The organism is Mycolicibacterium neoaurum (assembly GCF_036946495.1).
GTDB classification, from domain to species: Bacteria; Actinomycetota; Actinomycetes; order Mycobacteriales; family Mycobacteriaceae; genus Mycobacterium; species Mycobacterium neoaurum_B.
Genome location: NZ_JAQIIX010000001.1, coordinates 764,611 through 782,151, shown reverse-complemented (window position 1 = coordinate 782,151; position 17,541 = coordinate 764,611). Strand labels below are relative to the sequence as shown.

The 17,541-nt window shown below is 64.5% G+C and carries 16 protein-coding genes; 14 read left to right on the top strand and 2 right to left on the bottom strand.

Annotated features, from left to right (window positions below; all coding sequences use genetic code 11):
- Positions 1-81: 81 nt before the first annotated feature.
- From PGN27_RS03620 to PGN27_RS03595, 6 genes are all read left to right on the top strand, one after another.
- Entirely contained in the window at positions 82-513 is a 432-nt protein-coding gene (locus PGN27_RS03620; RefSeq protein ID WP_335324864.1) for an MmpS family transport accessory protein, read from the top strand.
- Positions 510-3,389, top strand: coding sequence for an MMPL/RND family transporter (locus PGN27_RS03615; RefSeq protein WP_335324863.1), 2,880 nt, complete (start codon positions 510-512; stop codon positions 3,387-3,389). The genes PGN27_RS03620 and PGN27_RS03615 overlap by 4 nt, the downstream gene beginning before the upstream one ends.
- 50 nt (positions 3,390-3,439) lie before the next feature.
- Entirely contained in the window at positions 3,440-3,763 is a 324-nt protein-coding gene (locus PGN27_RS03610) for a DUF732 domain-containing protein (protein ID WP_335324862.1), read from the top strand.
- A 38-nt stretch (positions 3,764-3,801) separates the two neighbouring features.
- Complete coding sequence (locus PGN27_RS03605) at positions 3,802-4,236, top strand: DUF5078 domain-containing protein (protein ID WP_472850849.1); 435 nt, start codon at positions 3,802-3,804, stop codon at positions 4,234-4,236.
- Positions 4,237-4,269: 33 nt separating this feature from the next.
- Complete coding sequence (locus PGN27_RS03600; protein ID WP_335325215.1) at positions 4,270-4,911, top strand: TetR/AcrR family transcriptional regulator; 642 nt, start codon at positions 4,270-4,272, stop codon at positions 4,909-4,911.
- An 87-nt stretch (positions 4,912-4,998) separates the two neighbouring features.
- Positions 4,999-5,994: a MaoC family dehydratase gene (locus tag PGN27_RS03595; protein ID WP_335324861.1), complete on the top strand. Its 996-nt coding sequence runs from the start codon at positions 4,999-5,001 to the stop codon at positions 5,992-5,994.
- A 7-nt stretch (positions 5,995-6,001) separates the two neighbouring features.
- Here PGN27_RS03595 and PGN27_RS03590 read toward each other — a convergent pair whose 3' ends face one another.
- Positions 6,002-6,460: a nuclear transport factor 2 family protein gene (locus tag PGN27_RS03590; protein ID WP_335324860.1), complete on the bottom strand. Its 459-nt coding sequence runs from the start codon at positions 6,458-6,460 to the stop codon at positions 6,002-6,004.
- 888 nt (positions 6,461-7,348) lie between these two features.
- Here PGN27_RS03590 and PGN27_RS03585 point away from each other — a divergent pair.
- The 8 genes from PGN27_RS03585 to PGN27_RS03550 are packed head-to-tail and all read left to right on the top strand — an operon-like array spanning position 7,349 to position 16,625.
- Entirely contained in the window at positions 7,349-8,053 is a 705-nt protein-coding gene (locus tag PGN27_RS03585; RefSeq protein WP_019509829.1) for an MlaE family ABC transporter permease, read from the top strand.
- Complete coding sequence (locus PGN27_RS03580) at positions 8,050-8,907, top strand: ABC transporter permease (RefSeq protein WP_335324859.1); 858 nt, start codon at positions 8,050-8,052, stop codon at positions 8,905-8,907. Before PGN27_RS03585 ends, PGN27_RS03580 begins: the two co-directional genes overlap by 4 nt.
- A 3-nt stretch (positions 8,908-8,910) precedes the next feature.
- Positions 8,911-10,275: an MCE family protein gene (locus PGN27_RS03575; RefSeq protein WP_335324858.1), complete on the top strand. Its 1,365-nt coding sequence runs from the start codon at positions 8,911-8,913 to the stop codon at positions 10,273-10,275.
- A gap of 44 nt (positions 10,276-10,319) precedes the next feature.
- Positions 10,320-11,348 (top strand): MCE family protein, encoded by a 1,029-nt coding sequence (locus PGN27_RS03570; RefSeq protein ID WP_335324857.1) that lies wholly within the window; start codon positions 10,320-10,322, stop codon positions 11,346-11,348.
- A complete protein-coding gene (locus PGN27_RS03565) occupies positions 11,345-12,712 on the top strand; it encodes an MCE family protein (protein WP_036462042.1) in 1,368 nt (455 codons plus the stop codon). The genes PGN27_RS03570 and PGN27_RS03565 overlap by 4 nt, the downstream gene beginning before the upstream one ends.
- Complete coding sequence (locus tag PGN27_RS03560; RefSeq protein ID WP_036462043.1) at positions 12,709-14,028, top strand: MCE family protein; 1,320 nt, start codon at positions 12,709-12,711, stop codon at positions 14,026-14,028. The genes PGN27_RS03565 and PGN27_RS03560 overlap by 4 nt, the downstream gene beginning before the upstream one ends.
- The gene (locus tag PGN27_RS03555; RefSeq protein WP_335324856.1) at positions 14,025-15,164 is read left to right on the top strand and encodes an MCE family protein; all 1,140 of its coding nucleotides are present in this window, start codon (positions 14,025-14,027) and stop codon (positions 15,162-15,164) included. Before PGN27_RS03560 ends, PGN27_RS03555 begins: the two co-directional genes overlap by 4 nt.
- Positions 15,165-16,625, top strand: a complete 1,461-nt coding sequence (locus PGN27_RS03550) for an MCE family protein (RefSeq protein ID WP_335324855.1) — start codon at positions 15,165-15,167, stop codon at positions 16,623-16,625.
- 69 nt (positions 16,626-16,694) lie between these two features.
- Here PGN27_RS03550 and PGN27_RS03545 read toward each other — a convergent pair whose 3' ends face one another.
- Entirely contained in the window at positions 16,695-17,492 is a 798-nt protein-coding gene (locus tag PGN27_RS03545) for an SDR family NAD(P)-dependent oxidoreductase (RefSeq protein ID WP_335324854.1), read from the bottom strand.
- Positions 17,493-17,541: the final 49 nt, after the last annotated feature.

Genomic DNA, 17,541 nt, shown 5'->3' with positions numbered 1-17,541 from the left:
GTCCATCACACGGAACTTGAGTTCCGCTGAAGGATCCGGGCAGCGCTGCCCGCCAATTGGTGCTCGGCATAGGGAGATTCGGTGGTCCGGTTGCTCAAGAGGTCGTGGATACCTCTGCTGCTGGTTGTCGTCGTCGCATTGGGCGTTTTCGTCATCGGTCGTATTCGAGAGTCGGCCTACGCGCCCGCGCCGGTGGCTGGCGAAGGTTCGGGCATCACCGCGAACTTCAATCCGAAGCACATCACCTACGAGGTCACCGGTTCGGGGGGTTCGGTGACCGTGAACTATCTCGATGAGAACGGCCAGCCGAACCTGGTCGAGAACGCGCCGCTGCCCTGGTCACACACGATCGTCACGACGCTGCCATCGATGTCGGCCAACATCATGGCCCAGGGTGACACCGCGGTCAGCGATCTGGCCTGCCGCGTCTCCGTCGACGGCGACGTGCGTGATGACCGGACGAGCTCGGACTCCATCAAACCGTTCATCTACTGCTTGGTGAAATCCGTATGAGCAACGCGCATTCAGCACCGCACCGTCCCGTCATCGCCCGTCTCATCCGGGTGCTGGCGTTGCCGATCATCCTGGTGTGGGTGGCCATCGCGGTGCTCCTGGGAATGTTCGTGCCGTCTCTCGACGACATCGCGGCGACGCGATCGGTACCGCTGAGCCCGACAAGCGCGCCGTCGTACCAAGCGATGCTCAACATCGGCAAGGTGTTCCAGCAGTACGACTCCGATTCCACCGCCATGGTGGTCTTGGAGGGTGACGACCAACTGGGGGACAGCGCCCACGCGTACTACAACGACATCGTCGCCAAGCTCAAGGCCGACCACGATCACGTCCAGAACGTGCAGGATTTCTGGAGCGACCCACTGACCGCTGCCGGATCCCAGAGCGTGGACGGCAAGTCCGCCTACGTTCAGATCTTCCTCAACGGCTCCCAAGGCACCACGCTCAGTCACGAATCTGTCGCAGCGGTGCGCCAGATCGTCGATTCAGTCCCGGCCCCGCCGGGCATCAAAGCCCACGTAGCCGGAAACACGGTGCTCAACGCCGATACCAGCATCGCCGGACACCAGAGCATGGCTGTGATGGAGCTGGTCTCGGTCGGCGTGATCATCGCCATGCTACTCATCATCTATCGGTCGATCGTCACCATGCTGATCTCGATGGTCATCATCGGACTCGAACTCTTTGCTGCCCAGGGGGTTACCGCAGCCGCAGGATACCTGAACCTGATCGGCCTGACACCGTATGCGGTCAGCATGGTGACCATGCTGGCCCTGGCCGCGGGTACCGACTACGTGATCTTCCTGTGGGGCCGCTATCACGAGGAACGGTCTAAGGGCCTGAGTCCCGAGGATGCCTATTACGTCTCTTATCACGGTGTTTCGCATGTGATCCTGGGTTCGGGGCTCACCATCGCCGGTGCCTGCCTCTGCCTCACCATGACCACGCTGCCGTACTTCCGGACGATGTCCATCCCGTGTGCGTTGTCGATCCTGGTGATCATCTTCGCTGCCCTCACGCTCGCCCCCGCGGTGCTGACCGTCGCCTCCAAATTCGGTCTGCTGGAACCCAAACGGGAGCTGTCCGCCAAGGGGTGGCGCAAGGTGGGCACGGCGGTCGTGCGTTGGCCCGGTCCGATCATCGTGGTCACCACGCTGATCGCAGTGCTCGGTTTCGTCAGCCTGACCACCTATGTCCCGCAGTACAACGACCAGAAGTTCACCCCGGAGGACATGCCGGCCAACCTGGCCATGGCGGTCGCCGACCGGCACTTCTCCCAGGCGCGGATGAACCCCGAACTGCTCATGCTGGAAGCCGATCACGACCTGCGCAACCCGGCGGACATGCTGGTGATCGACAGGGTCGCCAAGAGCGTGGTGCACATGCGCGGTATCGAGCGGGTCCAGACCATCACCCGCCCGCTCGGTGCGCCGATCGAGCACAGTTCCATCCCGTTCATGCTGGGCGCCCAGAACGCCGGGACACTGCAGGCCGCGAAGTTCAACAATGACAACTCGGCTCAGATGCTGCAGCAAGCGGATGAACTGAGCTCGACGATCGCCAACATGGAGCGCATGTACTCCATCATGACCGAGCTCACCGACACCACTCACAGCATGGTGGAGAAGACCCACGACATGGTCGCCACCACCAACGAATTACGGGATCACATCGCCGATTTCGACGACTTCTTCCGACCGTTGCGCAACTACTTCTATTGGGAACCGCACTGCTACGACATTCCGATCTGCCATGCGTTGCGGTCGATCTTCGACTCGTTGGACGGTATCGACAAGCTCGCGGATCAGATCGGCAGTCTGAGCACAGATCTGGACAAGCTGGACACACTGATGCCGCAGATGCAGGCAACCTTGCTGCCCACCATCGATTCGATGCGCACCATGCGGGACTTCATGCTCGCCACCCACAGCGTGATGGCCGGAACTCAGGCCCAGCAACAGGAACTCGCCCGCGGCGCGACCGAAATCGGTCTGTTCTTCGATCAGGCGAAGAACGACGACTTCTTCTACCTGCCGCCGGACGTCTTCCAGAATCCGGACTTCAAGCGTGGTCTGGACATGTTCGTCTCCCCGGATGGTAAAGCGGTCCGGTTCATCATCACCCACCAGGGTGACCCCGCCTCCGTCGAGGGCATCGAGCACGTCCGAGACATGAAGGATGTGGTTGCCGACGCGGTGAAGGGCACCCCACTGGCCAACGCGAAGGTGTCCCTCGCTGGCACGGCATCGCTGTACAACGACATGCAAAGTGGTGTGAAGACCGACGTGATGATTGCGATCATCGCCTCGATGATCCTGATCTTCGCGATCATGCTGATCATCACGCGCAGCGTGGTCGCCGCGTTGGTGATCGTGGGGACGGTTGCTGCGTCGCTCGGGACGGCCTGCGGTCTATCGGTGCTGCTCTGGCAGGAAGTCCTGGGCATCGGCGTGCAGTGGATCGTGATCCCGCTGTCCATGGTCATCCTGCTGGCTGTCGGCTCGGACTACAACCTCCTGGTGGTTTCGCGGCTGAAGGAGGAGATCCACGCCGGTCTCAACACCGGGATGATCCGCGGGATGGGGGCGACCGGTCGGGTCGTCACCGCCGCGGGCCTGGTCTTCGCGTTCACCATGGCCTCGATGATCGTCAGTGACCTGCGCGTGGTCGGACAACTCGGCATGACGATCGGGATCGGACTCATTGTCGACACCTTGATCGTGCGTGCCTTCATGACGCCGTCCATCGCCTCTGCGTTGGGTCGCTGGTTCTGGTGGCCGTTGAACACGTACAAGATCACGCATCCACCCAAACCTGCGGCAGGTCCCGAACCCGAGGAACCGCATACCGCACCAATCCCGCAGGTCACCTCATGAGAGGCCAGCGCATGAACCGGAGAGTGCAGGTGAGAAATCGCCTTCTGGCCATGGCTTCAGCCGTGCTCGCCGTGATGAGCATCGGCTGGGCGACTCCGGCGCATGCCGATGTCGACACCGATTTCGCGAATACCCTGCACGGCTTCGGCATCTATGGCCAGCGGGACTACAACGCGTGGCTGGCAAAGATTGCCTGCCGACGGCTCACCACCGGTGTCGATGCGAATGCCTCGGAGTCTGCGGTGTTCCTGTCCCGCAACCTTGCCCGCACCTTGAGCACCGAGCAGGTGTGGCAGTTCCTGGGTACGGCCATTCCGCGTTATTGTCCGCAGCACCATGCCGCACTGGCAGAGATGAGTGGTGATCGCAGATGAACGTCCGCACATTTCGGCTGATGGTGCGTGCCGGTGTGATGATCACCGCGGCCGCCTGCACCGCAGGCGTGCTCGCGCCACCGCAGGCGTCCGCCGACGCGACCGACGACTACCCGATTCCGCATCGGCAGATCGAAACGCGCTGTGACGCCGAGCAGTATCTGGCGGCCGCGCGTGATACCTCCCCGATCTACTTCGAGCGGTACATGATCGACAAGGCCAACCGACCGCCGGATGTTCAGCGGATGGCCGTGGACCGGATCCACTGGTTCTACTCCCTGGATGCGCCCGCGCGGCGGCAGTATTCCGAAGACACCGCCACCAACATCTACTACGAGCAGGTCGCGACCCGGTGGGGTAACTGGGCCAAGGTGTTCTTCAACAACAAGGGCGTGGTCGCCAAGGCCACCGACGTGTGTGCCGGCTACCCGGCCGCGGATATGTCGGTGTGGAACTGGCCGGCGCCGCGGTAGGGGCCGGTCGGCGCTGTGGGTGAATCGGTGACAATGGCAGGTATGGAGCCCAAGCTTCGCCAGCGCACCACCGGTCGACTCGACCGTTCCCGCGACCCCGCGATCCTGAATGCCGCATTGGCCGCGCTGACCGAGAACGGCTACAACGACACCAACATGAACGATATCGCCGCCCGTGCGGGCGTCGGTAAAGCCGCGATCTATCGGCGGTGGGCGTCGAAAGCGGCGCTGATCACCGATGCGCTTGTCTACTGGCGGCCCGACCTGCTGGCCGACGATATCCCTGACACCGGCAGCTTGGAAGGCGACTTCGACGTGATCGTCGAACGGGTCGCGCGCAACGACGACGAGCTGATCTCCAACGATCTGGTGCTGCGGGTGGCGCTGGAGTCCAGCCGTGACCCAGAGTTGGCGGCCGCACTGGACGATCTGATGCTGCGCCGCGGGCGACGCGTGGTGGCCGCGATTCTGCAGCACGCCGTCGAGCGCGGTGATATCGCGGATAGGGACTGGTCGCTGGTAGCCGACGTGCTGGTGGCCATGGGGCTGCTGCGGGTGGTCGGCGGCCAGAGCGTCGATTCCGGCTTCGTGCGCCGGGTCGTCGACAGCTTGGTCCTGCCTGCGGTCCGTGGCGCCGCCCCCGTTGTCACCGAACCCGACAACGATGCGAATTGATAGGCGCAATATTTTAGTCTAACTTCAAAAATGCGGCGACGGTCACGAATGCCGGCCCAGTATCGACGTGGATCTGAAAGGGATGCGATGCCGACACCGAATTCAGTTGTGGGGCCGTACTTCGATGAGCTCACCATCGGACAGGTCTTCGACAGTGCGCCCCGGATGACCCTGACCGAAGGTGCGGCCGCAGTGCACCAGGCGATCCTGGGGGACCGGCTGCGGCTGGCACTCGACATCGAGCTGGCCGAGGCGGTAACCGGAACGCGCGGTCTGTTGGCGCATCCGGGCTTGGTCACCGATGTCGCCATCGGCCAGAGCACGTTGGTGACCGGCCGTGTCAAGGCGAACCTCTTCTACCGCGGCTTGGTATTCCACAGCTATCCCAAGCTGGGGGACACGTTGTCCACCACGACCCGGGTGGTCGGGCTTCGTCAGAATGCCGTCCGGGAAGGCAGGGCGCCCACCGGCCTTGCCGCGCTGCGGATGACGACGACCGACCAGCATGACCGGCTGGTTCTCGACTTTCATCGGTGCGCGATGCTCCCGATGGCACCCGGGGTTGTCGACACCGGACGCCACGATGACCTGACCACGATCGGGGCCGACGAGGTGGCCACCGACCCGGCCGGATCTTGGGACGGCGTGGCATTCCGTGCGCGCGTGCCCGGCCCGCACTTCGACTCGGAGCTGGCGGGCCGCGACTACCGCAGCTCGGCCGATGTCGTGAGTTCGGCCCCCGAACTCGCCCGTATGAGCCTCAACATCGCTGCTACGCATCATGATCGGCGAGTCGGTGGACGGCGCCTGGTGTACGGCGGGCACACCATCGGGCTGGCCCTGGCGCAGGCCACCCGTGTCCTGCCGAACCTGGCAACCGTCACGGGCTGGCAGTCCTGCGACCACACCGGCCCGGTGTACGAGGGCGATACGGTCTACAGCGACCTGCACATCGAACGGGTATCACCGCTGCCGGCGGGTGGTGGTGTCCTCGATATCCGCTCGCTGGTCTTCGCCGTCGGCGAAGAGGGGACCGATGATCGCCAGGTGTTGGACTGGCGATTCAGCGCTTTGATGTTCTGACCGGCGACTACTGGGTGCTTCGGGGAACCAGCGTGTCGCCGAGCTGGTCGACGAGCAAGCCGACATCCCAGAAGTCGCGGTGGCTGGTCAGCAGTCCCTGGTTGTCATAGCGGCAGGCGGCGATGCCGGTCGCCGAAAACTGTTTTCCTGCCGCGTCGATCGAGGCGCCGTTCGGCAAGCGAAGAGGCCCGGTGATGGACCCGCTCCAGGTCCACTCGAAGTAGGCGAGCCCGTCGGCCACGGCGGGTTGGGTGAAGACGATCAACGAATCGGGCGAGAATGTCAGCATCCAGCGATGAAAACGCTGGATGCCGTTGCGCCCCTGATACGTTCCGCGCATCGCGACGTCGGTGTAGGTGCCGTCGGCGGTGAAGAAGGTGCACAGCAGTTCGGGATCATGGGTCCAGGCGCGGCCGTACGCGTCGGCGTAGTCGGCGTCGGTGGGGTGGGGCAGTGCTGATGTCATGTCTTATCACCAATTCGAGTGTCGACGGGGTGTGCTGTAGTCGATGTGCCACTGGGCATCGCCCTGGGCTGTCACGTCACCTGGTCACCGGCGACGGCCGTAGGGGCGGAATCGACATTACCCGGACGCAGCTGGAATTTATCAAGTATTCAAAAGTGTGACGGCGACACCTGGAGCGCCAGTTGCGGGGTCAACCCCATTCGCCTGATGGCCGATCGCGCCGCCGAGCGTCATCGGAGCCGGCTTCTTTGCCACGGATTCTGGCTCAGCAACTCAGGATCAGGGGTCCGCGCGTTGCCTGATGTCGCATGACCGAATCATTGGTGCGGACCGGTGGGATCGGACATGTCCTGAGAATTTACGAACGATTCGAAGCCATGCATCATCTGGTCCGTTTGACGGTACCGTCAAAAGTATCCACGTCACGGATGGTCTGCAGGTGGGGCGTGCATCTCTGCGCTCTGTCGATATCGGGTGTTGATCGCTGTACTTAATCATGATTAGATTTGTGGGCCGCGTCACGTCGCGGCATGTGGGCGCGTGTTCGGCGATGTGTCCGTGACATCGGCGCCTGGGGCGGTTGGCAAATGCTCGGCCACCCGATTGACATATTGACTAGGCGGAGCGTTTAGACGTAGTGTCTAGCACGTTTGTGACCCTGCTCATATCGGAGGGCCGGCGGTAGTGCCTGCCACAACAGAGGACGACAGCTATGTGGCGACACCACGACTCGAAATGCGCAGCCGCGATGGGTGAAGCGTGGGTGGCCGGTGTGCGACCGACGGCCGGCGTGCGGCGTATTGCGCGGACCGGGGGCCGCTCTTGATACTCAAGACGCTGGCATCGTCTCGGCCGTTGCGCGGGATCGGGGGCTTCTTCGCTTTCTCGATGGACACGGCACTGGCCGTGTTCAGCCCCCCGTTCGCCTGGCGTGAGTTCGTGCTGCAGACCTGGTTTGTGGCGCGGGTGTCGTTGTTGCCCACGCTGATGCTGTCGATCCCGTTCACGGTGCTGACCGTGTTCACCTTCAACGTTCTGCTCGCCGAGTTCGGTGCCGCGGACTTCTCCGGGACCGGCGCCGCCTTGGGAGCCGTCACCCAGATCGGCCCGATCGTCACGGTGCTGGTCGTCGCCGGTGCGGGCGCGACCGCAATGTGTGCAGATCTGGGAGCGCGCACCATCAGAGAGGAATTGGACGCCCAGCGTGTCATGGGCATCAACCCCATTCAGGCGCTTGTGGTTCCGCGTGTTCTGGCCGCGACCGTGGTCGCCCTGCTGCTGGCCTCGTTGGTGATCCTGGTCGGTCTGGCGGGTGGCTTCGTCTTCTCGGTGTTCTTCCAAAACGTCACGCCCGGAGCCTTTGTCGCGGGCCTGACCCTGGTCACCGGCGTGGGTGACGTGGTGGTGTCGCTGATCAAGGCAACCCTGTTCGGGATGACGGCGGGCTTGATCGCCTGCTACATGGGTACGACCGTCAGCGGCGGCCCGGCCGGTGTCGGCAACGCCGTCAATGAGACCGTCGTGTTCTCCTTTCTTGCGCTCTTCCTGATCAACATCTTCATGACCGCGGTGGGAATCAAGGTGAATCTATGAGCATCAGAGTTTCTGTGCGTCAGCAGTTTCCGCGATTGGCGCGGTCATCGAAGAACTGGCATGCCGGGTGGACCCGAATCGGCGAGCAGACCCAGTTCTATGGTCGGACACTCGCCTCTGCTGTGGACGTCCTGGTGCATTACAAGACCGAGCTGGTCCGGCTGATCGCCGCGATGAGTCTGGGTACCGGCGCGCTTGCCGTCATCGGTGGCACGGTCGTCATCGTCGGATTCCTGACCATCTCCACCGGTGCGCTGGTCGCGGTGCAGGGTTACAACCAGTTCGCGCAGGTCGGTGTGGAGGCACTCACCGGGTTCGCTTCCGCGTACTTCAATGTCCGGCTCATAGCGCCGCTCACCGCGGCGATCGCCATGGCGGCCACCATCGGCGCCGGCGCCACCGCCCAGCTCGGTGCAATGCGCATCAACGAAGAGATCGACGCCCTGGAGGTCATGGGTGTCCGCTCGCTGGCCTACCTGGCGTCCAGTCGCGTGCTGGCCGGCGTCATCGTCGTCATCCCGCTGTACTGTGTCGCGGTCATCATGTCGTTCCTGGCAGCACGATTCGGAACGACGGTCATCTATGGGCAGTCCACCGGCGTGTACGACCACTACTTCCGGACATTCCTGATTCCCACCGACCTCATCTGGTCGTTCGTCCAGGCGGTGGTGACCGCGGTGGTCATCATGTTGGTGCACACCTATTACGGCTTCACCGCCGGCGGCGGACCCGCCGGTGTGGGAGAGGCGGTCGGACGCGCAACACGCACCTCGCTGGTCGTCGCAGTGTGCGTCACGCTCTTGGTCACGCTGTCCATCTACGGGCAGTCCGGCAACTTCAACCTGGCGGGCTGAGCGATGGCGCGAAAGGCAGGCGAACCGCTCATCCACCCGGATTGGTGGACCGCGATCCTCATCGTCTTCGTCATCGCGTCGGTGGCCCTCACGGGTGTGCTGTTCACCGGTTCGCTCAAAAGCTATGTGCCGGTGACGCTCAGCTCGGACCGCGCCGGTCTGGTGATGGAGGTCGGGGCCAAGGTCAAACTGCGCGGGGTGCAGGTCGGTCATGTCGGTGCGGTCACCGGTGGCAGCGATCCGGTCAGCCTGAAACTCGAGCTCGATCCCGACAAGATCGCTTACCTCCCGTCCAACGTGGAGGCCCGGATCGCCTCGACCACCGTGTTCGGCGCCAAGTACGTCGACCTCATCTACCCGCAGGAGCCCTCGGGGCAGACGCTGGCAGCCGGCGCCGTCCTGCAGTCTCAGAACGTCAGCACCGAGGTGAACACGGTGTTCCAGAACCTCGTCGGTGTCATACACAAGATCGATCCCGCGAAGCTCAACACGGTGTTCTCGGCGATCGCCGAAGGCGTTCGCGGCCAGGGGCCCCGCATGGGCGAGGCGACGACGGCGGCCAACGAGGTGCTGATCGCGCTCAACCAGCGCACCGAGACCATCGGGCAGGACTGGCGGGCGTTCAAGAACTTCAACGACGCCTACGCGGCGGCCGCGCCGGACATCCTGCGTGTGCTCGATGCCGCAAGTACGACAAGTGAGACGATCGCCGACCGCGCTCGCGAACTGGATTCGTTGTTGCTCAACGTGATCGGCCTCTCGCAGAGCGGAACCGCGGTGTTGGGTCCGAACAAGGACAATCTGGTGCGGGCGATCAACACGCTGCGGCCGACGGCGTCGCTGTTCAACAAGTACAACCCGTCGCTGACCTGCCTTCTCGTCGGCGGCAAGAAGGCCATCGATTTCGGCCAGGCCGATTACACCGGCGGGGCGAACGGCAAATCGTTGATCGTGGACGCGGCGCTGCTGCTCGGTGACGATCCCTATCGGTATCCGCAGAATCTGCCGATCAACGGTGCCAAGGGCGGACCCGGCGGCAAGCCGGGCTGCGGATCGCTGCCCGATGTGGCCAAGAACTGGCCCGTGCGCACCCTGATCGCCAACACCGGTTGGGGCACCGGACTGGACAACCGGCCCAACCCGGGCATCGGATTCCCCGGCTGGGCCAACTACTTCCCGGTGACCCGTGCGGTGCCGGAACCGCCCAGCATCCGCTACCCGGGTGGCCCCGCGCCGGGACCGATTCCATATCCCGGTGCTCCGCCCTACGGCGCCCCGCAGTACGGCCCCGGAGGTACGCCGCTCTATCCCGGCGTCCCACCCGCACCCATACCGCCTGGGATCGCCGGGCCGCCGCCGGCACCGTGAACCAGCCCGACCTTGACACGACCTAGTATCGAGAGGCAGACGAGATGAAGGACAACTTGTCAGGCGCCGCCTGGCGGCTTGCCGTGTTCATCGTGGTCGCGCTGTTCGGAATGTTCGCGCTGCTGACCGTTTTCGCCCAGTTTCGGTTCGGTGACGCCCGGTCCTTCCGTGCGGTGTTCACCAACGTGACGGGCTTGGAGACCGGAAACTTCGTCCGGATCGCCGGTGTCGAAGTGGGCAAGATCGGTGACATCCGGCTCAACCGCGACAGCACCGTCACGGTGGAGTTCAGCGCCGACGACTCGGTGGTGCTGACCGAAGGCAGCCGGGCGGCCATCCGCTACGACAATGTCATCGGCGGCCGGTATCTCGCGTTGGAGGAGGGCGCCGGCTCGGTGCAGCGGCTGGCGCCCGGTGCCACCATCCCGGTGTCGCGCACCACACCGGCCCTGGACCTGGACGCCCTCATCGGTGGATTCCGGCCGCTGTTCCGGGCTTTGGACCCCGACCAGGTGAACGCGCTGAGCGGTCAGCTGCTCTCGGCGCTGCAGGGCCAGGGCGCGACGGTCGCCTCGTTCCTCTCCAACACCGCTGCGTTGACCAATACCCTCGCCGATCGTGATGAGCTCGTCGGACAGGTCATCACCAATCTCAACACCGTGCTCGGTTCGCTCGGCGACCAGAAGGACAAGTTCGGTACCGCCGTCGACTCACTGTCGGAGATCGTGCACACCCTCAAAGAACGCAAGGGCGACCTGAGTGCGGCGGTGGCCTATACCAACGAGTCCGCGGCCAGTATCGCCGATCTGCTGGCACAGGCCCGGCCGCCGCTGAAGGAGACGGTCGCGCAGACCGACCGCGCCGCGGGCATCGTGGTCGCCGACCACGACTACGTGGACAATCTGCTCGCCACGCTGCCGCAGTCCTACCGGATCCTGGGTCGGCAGGGGCTCAACGGCGATTACTTCTCCTTCTACATCTGCGATCTCGTACTGAAACTCAACGGTAAGGGCGGTCAACCGGTGTATGTGAAACTGGCAGGCCAAGACACCGGCAGGTGCACGCCGAAATGAAACCCTTCCAAGAGCGCAACCCCGCGGTCATCGGGTTGATCGGCGTCGTGACCGTCGGCGCGATCAGTCTGGGCGTGCTCAACTACGACAAGTTGCCGCTGGTGTCCTCGCAGAAGACCTACGGGGCGTACTTCGCCGAGGCCGGCGGCTTGACAAGTGGTGCTGCGGTGCAGGTTTCGGGCTATCAGGTCGGCAAGGTGCAGAGCATCTCGCTGGACGGGCCTCGCGTGCTCGTGCGGTTCAGCGTGGACGACGACGTGCAGCTCGGTGATCGCACCGAAGCCGCGGTCAAGACCAAGAGCCTGCTGGGGTCCAAGATCCTCGACATCACCCCGCGCGGGGACGGTGACCAGGACGGTGTCATCCCGTTGGAGCGCACCACATCGGCCTATCAGCTGCCCGACGCGATCGGGGACATCACCGCTCAGATCAGCGGCCTGAACACCGATCAGCTGTCGACCTCGTTGTCGACCCTGGCCGAGACCTTCCGGGACACCCCGGATGATCTGCGGGTAGCCGTCGACGGTGTCGCGCGGTTCTCCGACACCCTCAACCGTCGCGACGAACAACTTCGCCGGTTGCTGGCCAACGCGAACAAGGCCACCACCGTTCTCGGTGAGCGCAGCGACAAGATCGTCCAGCTCGTCCGCGACTCGAACGAGCTGCTGGTTGCGCTCGGCGAACAGAGTGCCGCGCTGGACCAGATCTCGAACAACATCACCGCTTTGTCTGCACAGATAAACGGTTTCGTCGCCGACAACACCGACACGCTCAAGCCGGCGCTGGACAAGCTCAATGGTGCGCTGGCGATCGTGGAGAACCGGAAGTCGGAAGTCCAGCAATCCATCAAAGGGCTGACCACCTACGTCTTCTCGCTGGGTGAGTCGGTGTCCTCGGGGCCCTTCTTCAAGGCCTACTTGTCCAATCTTCTTCCCGGTCAGTATCTTCAGCCGTTCATCAATGCCGCTTTCTCCGACCTCGGTCTGGATCCGAACGTGCTCGCACCGTCGCAGCGCACGGATCCACAGGTCGGCCAGCCCGGCCTGCCCGCACTGCCCGTGCCGTTCCCGCGCACCGGTCAGGGTGGCGAGCCGCGCCTGACGATTCCCGATGCCATCACCGGTAATCCCGGCGACAGCCAGTGCGGACCACCGGGTATCCCACTACCCGGGCCGGGCTGCTATCCCTACCGGGATCCCGGACCGCAACCGGCGCCCGGTGGGCCGCCGCCCGGCCCGCCGGCGCCGGGTCCGGCGGCCCAACAGTCCGTTCCCGAACCGACCCCATCGCCCGTTTTGGAGCGCGCACCCGGCGAGGTCGCACCCGACGGTTCCCCGGCCGAGCCAGGAGGTAACGGACAGTGACGCGGCCGCGTATACGAATCTGGTTGGCGTTGCTGCTGGCCGTGGTATTGACGGTCGGGGTCGTCGCGATCGTGCGGACGACCACCAACATCGCCAGGACCGCTTTCACCGCATATTTCGACAACACCAACGGTTTGTTCGTCGGTGACGAGATCCGCATCCTCGGCGTGCCGGTCGGCGAGATCGAGCGCATCGATGCCGAGCCCGACCGGGCCAGGGTGAGCTTCTGGATCGACGACCATTACTCGGTGCCCGCCGATGCCAAGGCGGTCATCCTGGCGCCGTCGCTGGTGACCGCTCGCGCCATCCAGCTGACGCCTGCCTACACCGGCGGTCCCACCCTGCCCGCGGACGCCGTGATCCCGATGGAGCGCACCGCGGTGCCGGTCGAGTGGGACGAGGTGCGGGTCCAGTTGCAGCGGTTCACCGAGATGTTGCAGCCCACCGAACCCGGGGGAGTGAGCACGCTCGGTTCGCTGGTCAACACGGCCGCCGACAATCTCCGCGGACAGGGCAAAAACATCCGTGACACGTTGATCAAGCTGTCCAAGGCGACTTCGGCATTGGGTGATCACAGCACCGACCTGTTCAGCACCCTGCGCAATCTGTCGCTGCTGGTGTCGGCGCTGCAGGACAGCTCGGATGTCATGTCGCAGCTCAACCGCAATCTCGCTTCGGTGACATGGGCGCTGGCCGATGATCCGGACGAGATCAGCTCTGCTGCAGCCAGTGTCAGCGAGGTGTCCAAGACGGTGGCGACATTCGTGGCTGCCAACAAGGAGACCCTGGGCACCACCTCGGACAAGCTGGCCTCGGTATCGCAGGCGCTGACCGACAGCGTCGACGACATCAAGCAACTGCTGCACATGTCGCCGACGGTGCTGCAGAACTTCATCAACATCTACCAACCGGCTCAGGGCACGCTCAGCGGCGCCCTGTCGACCAACAACTTCAGCGATCCGATCAGCTTCCTGTGCGGAGCCATCCAGGCGGCCTCCCGGTTGGGCGCCGAGCAGTCCTCGAAGCTGTGCGTGCAGTACCTGGCACCGATTGTGAAGAACCGCCAGATGAACTTCTTCCCGATCGGCGGCAACCCCTTGGTCGGCGCTGTCGCGCGCCCGAACGAGGTGACCTACAGCGAGGATTGGATGCGACCCGATTACGTGCCACCGGCTCCCGCGCCGGCTCCGGCGCCGGCCGCAGGTGCGCCCGCCCCGGCCGCGAGTGCGACACCGCCGCTGCCCGCCGAGGCCCAGCAGACCGATCCCGCGGCCGGCCTCACCGGGATGATGTTGCCGCCGGGAGCGGGTTCATGACCGGCCGCCGACGTGCGCTGGTGTTGGTCGGTTGCGCGGTGACTGCCATGGCGTTGCTGACCGGTTGCAGCGACTGGCGCGGTCTGAACTCATTGCCGATGCCCGGCACCGCGGGTGACGGTCCGGGATCGTTCACCATCCGTGCGGAGCTGCCGGATGTGAACAACGTCCAGCAGAACTCGCGGGTGCGCGTCGGTGACGTCAACGTCGGCACGGTGACCAAGATCGAGCGCCAGGACTGGCACGCGGTGCTCACCATGACGCTCGACGGCAATGTCGTGCTGCCGGCCAATGCGACGGCAACCATCGGGCAGACCAGCCTGTTGGGGTCACTGCACATCGAGCTCGCTCCACCGGTCAACGAGGCCCCCGAGGGCCGACTGCACGATGGCTCGGTGATCCAATTGGCCTCCGGTGGCGCGTATCCGTCGACCGAGCAGACGCTGGCGGCGGTGTCGTTGTTGCTCAACGGAGGGGGCGTCGGTCAGATCCAGGACATCACCACAGCGTTGAGCACCGCCTTCGCCGGGCGCGAGAACGACCTCCGTAGCCTCATCACCGAGGTGGACAGGTTCATCGCCAATACCGACCGCCAAACAGACGAGATCATCAGCGCCACCGATAGTCTCAACAACCTTGTCGGTGACTTCGCCGCACAGGACTCGGTGGTCGACCGGGCGCTGGACACCATCCCCGAGGCGCTCAGCGTTCTGCGGGATGAGCGGGATACCCTCACCGAGGCACTCGATCAGCTGGGCAAGTTCAGCGCCCTTGCCGCCGATTCCAGCAACCAGACCAAAGAGGCGCTGGTGGCAGAGCTCAAAGATCTTGCCCCGGTGGTGAAATCACTTGCCGATTCCGGACCCGCGCTCACCCGGTCGTTGAGCTTCTTCTCGGTGTATCCGTTCGCCCAGGAGACGCTGGACAAATGGTTCCGCGGCGATTACGCGAACCTGACCGCGATCATCGATCTGACGCTGAGTCGTATCGACTCGTCGTTCTTCACCGGCACCCGATTCGAGGGCGAGCTCACCGAACTGGAGATGCAGTGGGGGCGCACGATCGGTCAGCTGCCCAGCCCGTACACCGCGGTCAATCCGTTGGTCATCCCGTACCACCTGAATCAGGGGCCCTAGATGGTACTCAGCAGAAGAGTCATCACCCAGCTCGCGTTCTTCGCGGTGATCACCCTCGTCGGTGGCGCCGTGATGATCTTCAACTACATGGGCCTGCCTAACCTGCTGTTCGGGTACAACCACTACAAGGTGACCGTCCAGTTGCCGGTCGCCGCGGGACTCTACGAGAACGCCAACGTCACCTACCGCGGAACCAACGTGGGCCGGGTGGCACGGGTGGACCTCACCCAGTCCGGTGTGGTGGCAGAACTGTCGCTCAAATCCGATGTCGACATCCCCGGCGACGTCACGGCGGAGGTGCACAGCGCGTCGTCCATCGGCGAGCAGTACGTCTCGTTGATTCCCGCCAGCGACAACGGTCGCCTCGCCGAGGGGGCGGTGATACCGCAGGACCGCACCTCGGTGCCCCCGGATATCAGTGATCTGCTGGCCGCGACGAACAAGGGGCTAGAGGTCATCCCCGGTGACAACCTTCAAACGGTGGTCGACGAATCGGCTACGGCAGTGGGAGGTTTGGGCCCCGACCTGGCCCGCCTGGTCAAGGGATCCACCACGCTGGCCATCGACGCTCGTAAAATTCTCGACGCGCTGACCAACCTGATCGACAACTCTAAACCCATCCTGGATTCCCAGTCGGTCACCGCTGATTCGATCGAGGCGTGGGCCTCCAACATGGCTTCGGTGACCGAACAGCTCAAGCGTGAGGACAAGTCGGTCACCGGCATCCTGGACGTGGGGCCGCGTGCCGCCGACGAGGTCCGTCAGCTCTTCGACCGCGTCCAGCCGACCCTGCCGGTGGTGCTGGCGAATCTGGTCACCCTCGGTGATGTCGCTGTCACCTATCAGCCGCACCTGGAACAGCTGCTGGTGCTGGCGCCGTCGGCGGTCGAAGTGGTTCAGGGCGCCGGTGTCACCAATCGCGATACCAAACCCGATTACAAGGGCGCGTTTCTGAGCTTCAACCTCAACCTCAACCTCCCACCACCATGCCTGACCGGTTACCTACCGCCCAATCAGGCACGGCCGACAAGCCTGACCGACTACCCGGACCGCCCCGCGGGCGACCTGTACTGCCGCATCCCGCAGGACTCCATGTTCAACGTGCGCGGTGCGCGCAACCTGCCGTGTGCGACACGGCCGGGCAAGCGGGCGCCGACGGTCAAGATGTGCGAGAGCGACGAGAACTACGTTCCTCTCAACGACGGGTTCAACTGGAAGGGCGATCCCAACGCCACGTTGTCCGGCCAGCCGATCCCGCAGATTCGGCCCGGTGAGAGCGCGCCGCCGGCTGCTCCCGCGGCCGCGCCGCCGACGGTGGCGCCGCCCATCGCGGTAGCCGAGTACGACCCGGCGACGGGCAGCTATCTCGGGCCGGACGGTAAGCGGTACACCCAGGCCAATCTGGCGGGTGGCGGGAAGCCGGAGTCGTGGCAGTCGATGTTGGTGCCACCGACACGGTGATCCGTACCGGCGAGGGCGATGCCGGGCGCCGCTGAGATCAGCGGCGCCCGGCCGCTCGCCTGCCGGTGGTCACGGCATCGTGTATCCGCCGCTGACCGAGATCATCTGACCGGTGACCTGGCGGGCGGCGGTGGGAGAGGCGAACCACAGCACCGCGCGCGCGACGTCTTCGGCTGTGGTGAGTTGGCGCATCGGGGTGTCCTTGAGCATGAAGTCGATCTGCTTGGGGTTGAACACCTCGTCCTGGCCGACCGCCCAGAGGCTGGCGGCCCCGACCGCCTCAGGGCCCTCCGGCATCACCAGGCCCGGACAGACGATGTTCGAGCGGATTCCGTGGCGGCCGTGTTCACGCGCCGTGGTGCGCGCGAAGGCGACCATGGCCGCTTTCGACGCGCCGTAGATGCCTTGGCGGATCTGGCCGAAGGCGGCGTCGCTGGAGATGAAGACAATCGAACCGCCTCCGGCATCCTTCATGGCCGCGATGGCGGCCTGGGTGGCGGCCACGGCGCTGAAGAAGTTGATCTCGATGGTGCGCTGCCATTTTTGCCGGTCGGTATCGCTGGCCACGAACCCGGGCACACTCCACCCGGCATTGTTGACCAGGACGTCGACGCCGCCCCATCGCGAGACCGCGGCTTCGACGGTGCGTTCGGCGGCACCGTCGACTGTCAGGTCTTCGATGGCGAGCTCTACTTCGGCGGCACCGCGTGCCAGCGCTTCGGCCCGGACCTTGTCAGCCTGCGGTGCGTCGATGTCATTGAGCACGATGCGTGCACCCTCGGCGGCGAATTCGTGAACGATGCCGCGCCCGATGTTGGACGCGCCTCCGGTGATGACGACGCGAGCCCCCGACAGTCCCAGATCCATGTCGATCCCTTCTCGGTGGCCCCATGGTTGAAACCGTCCGACCAATTGA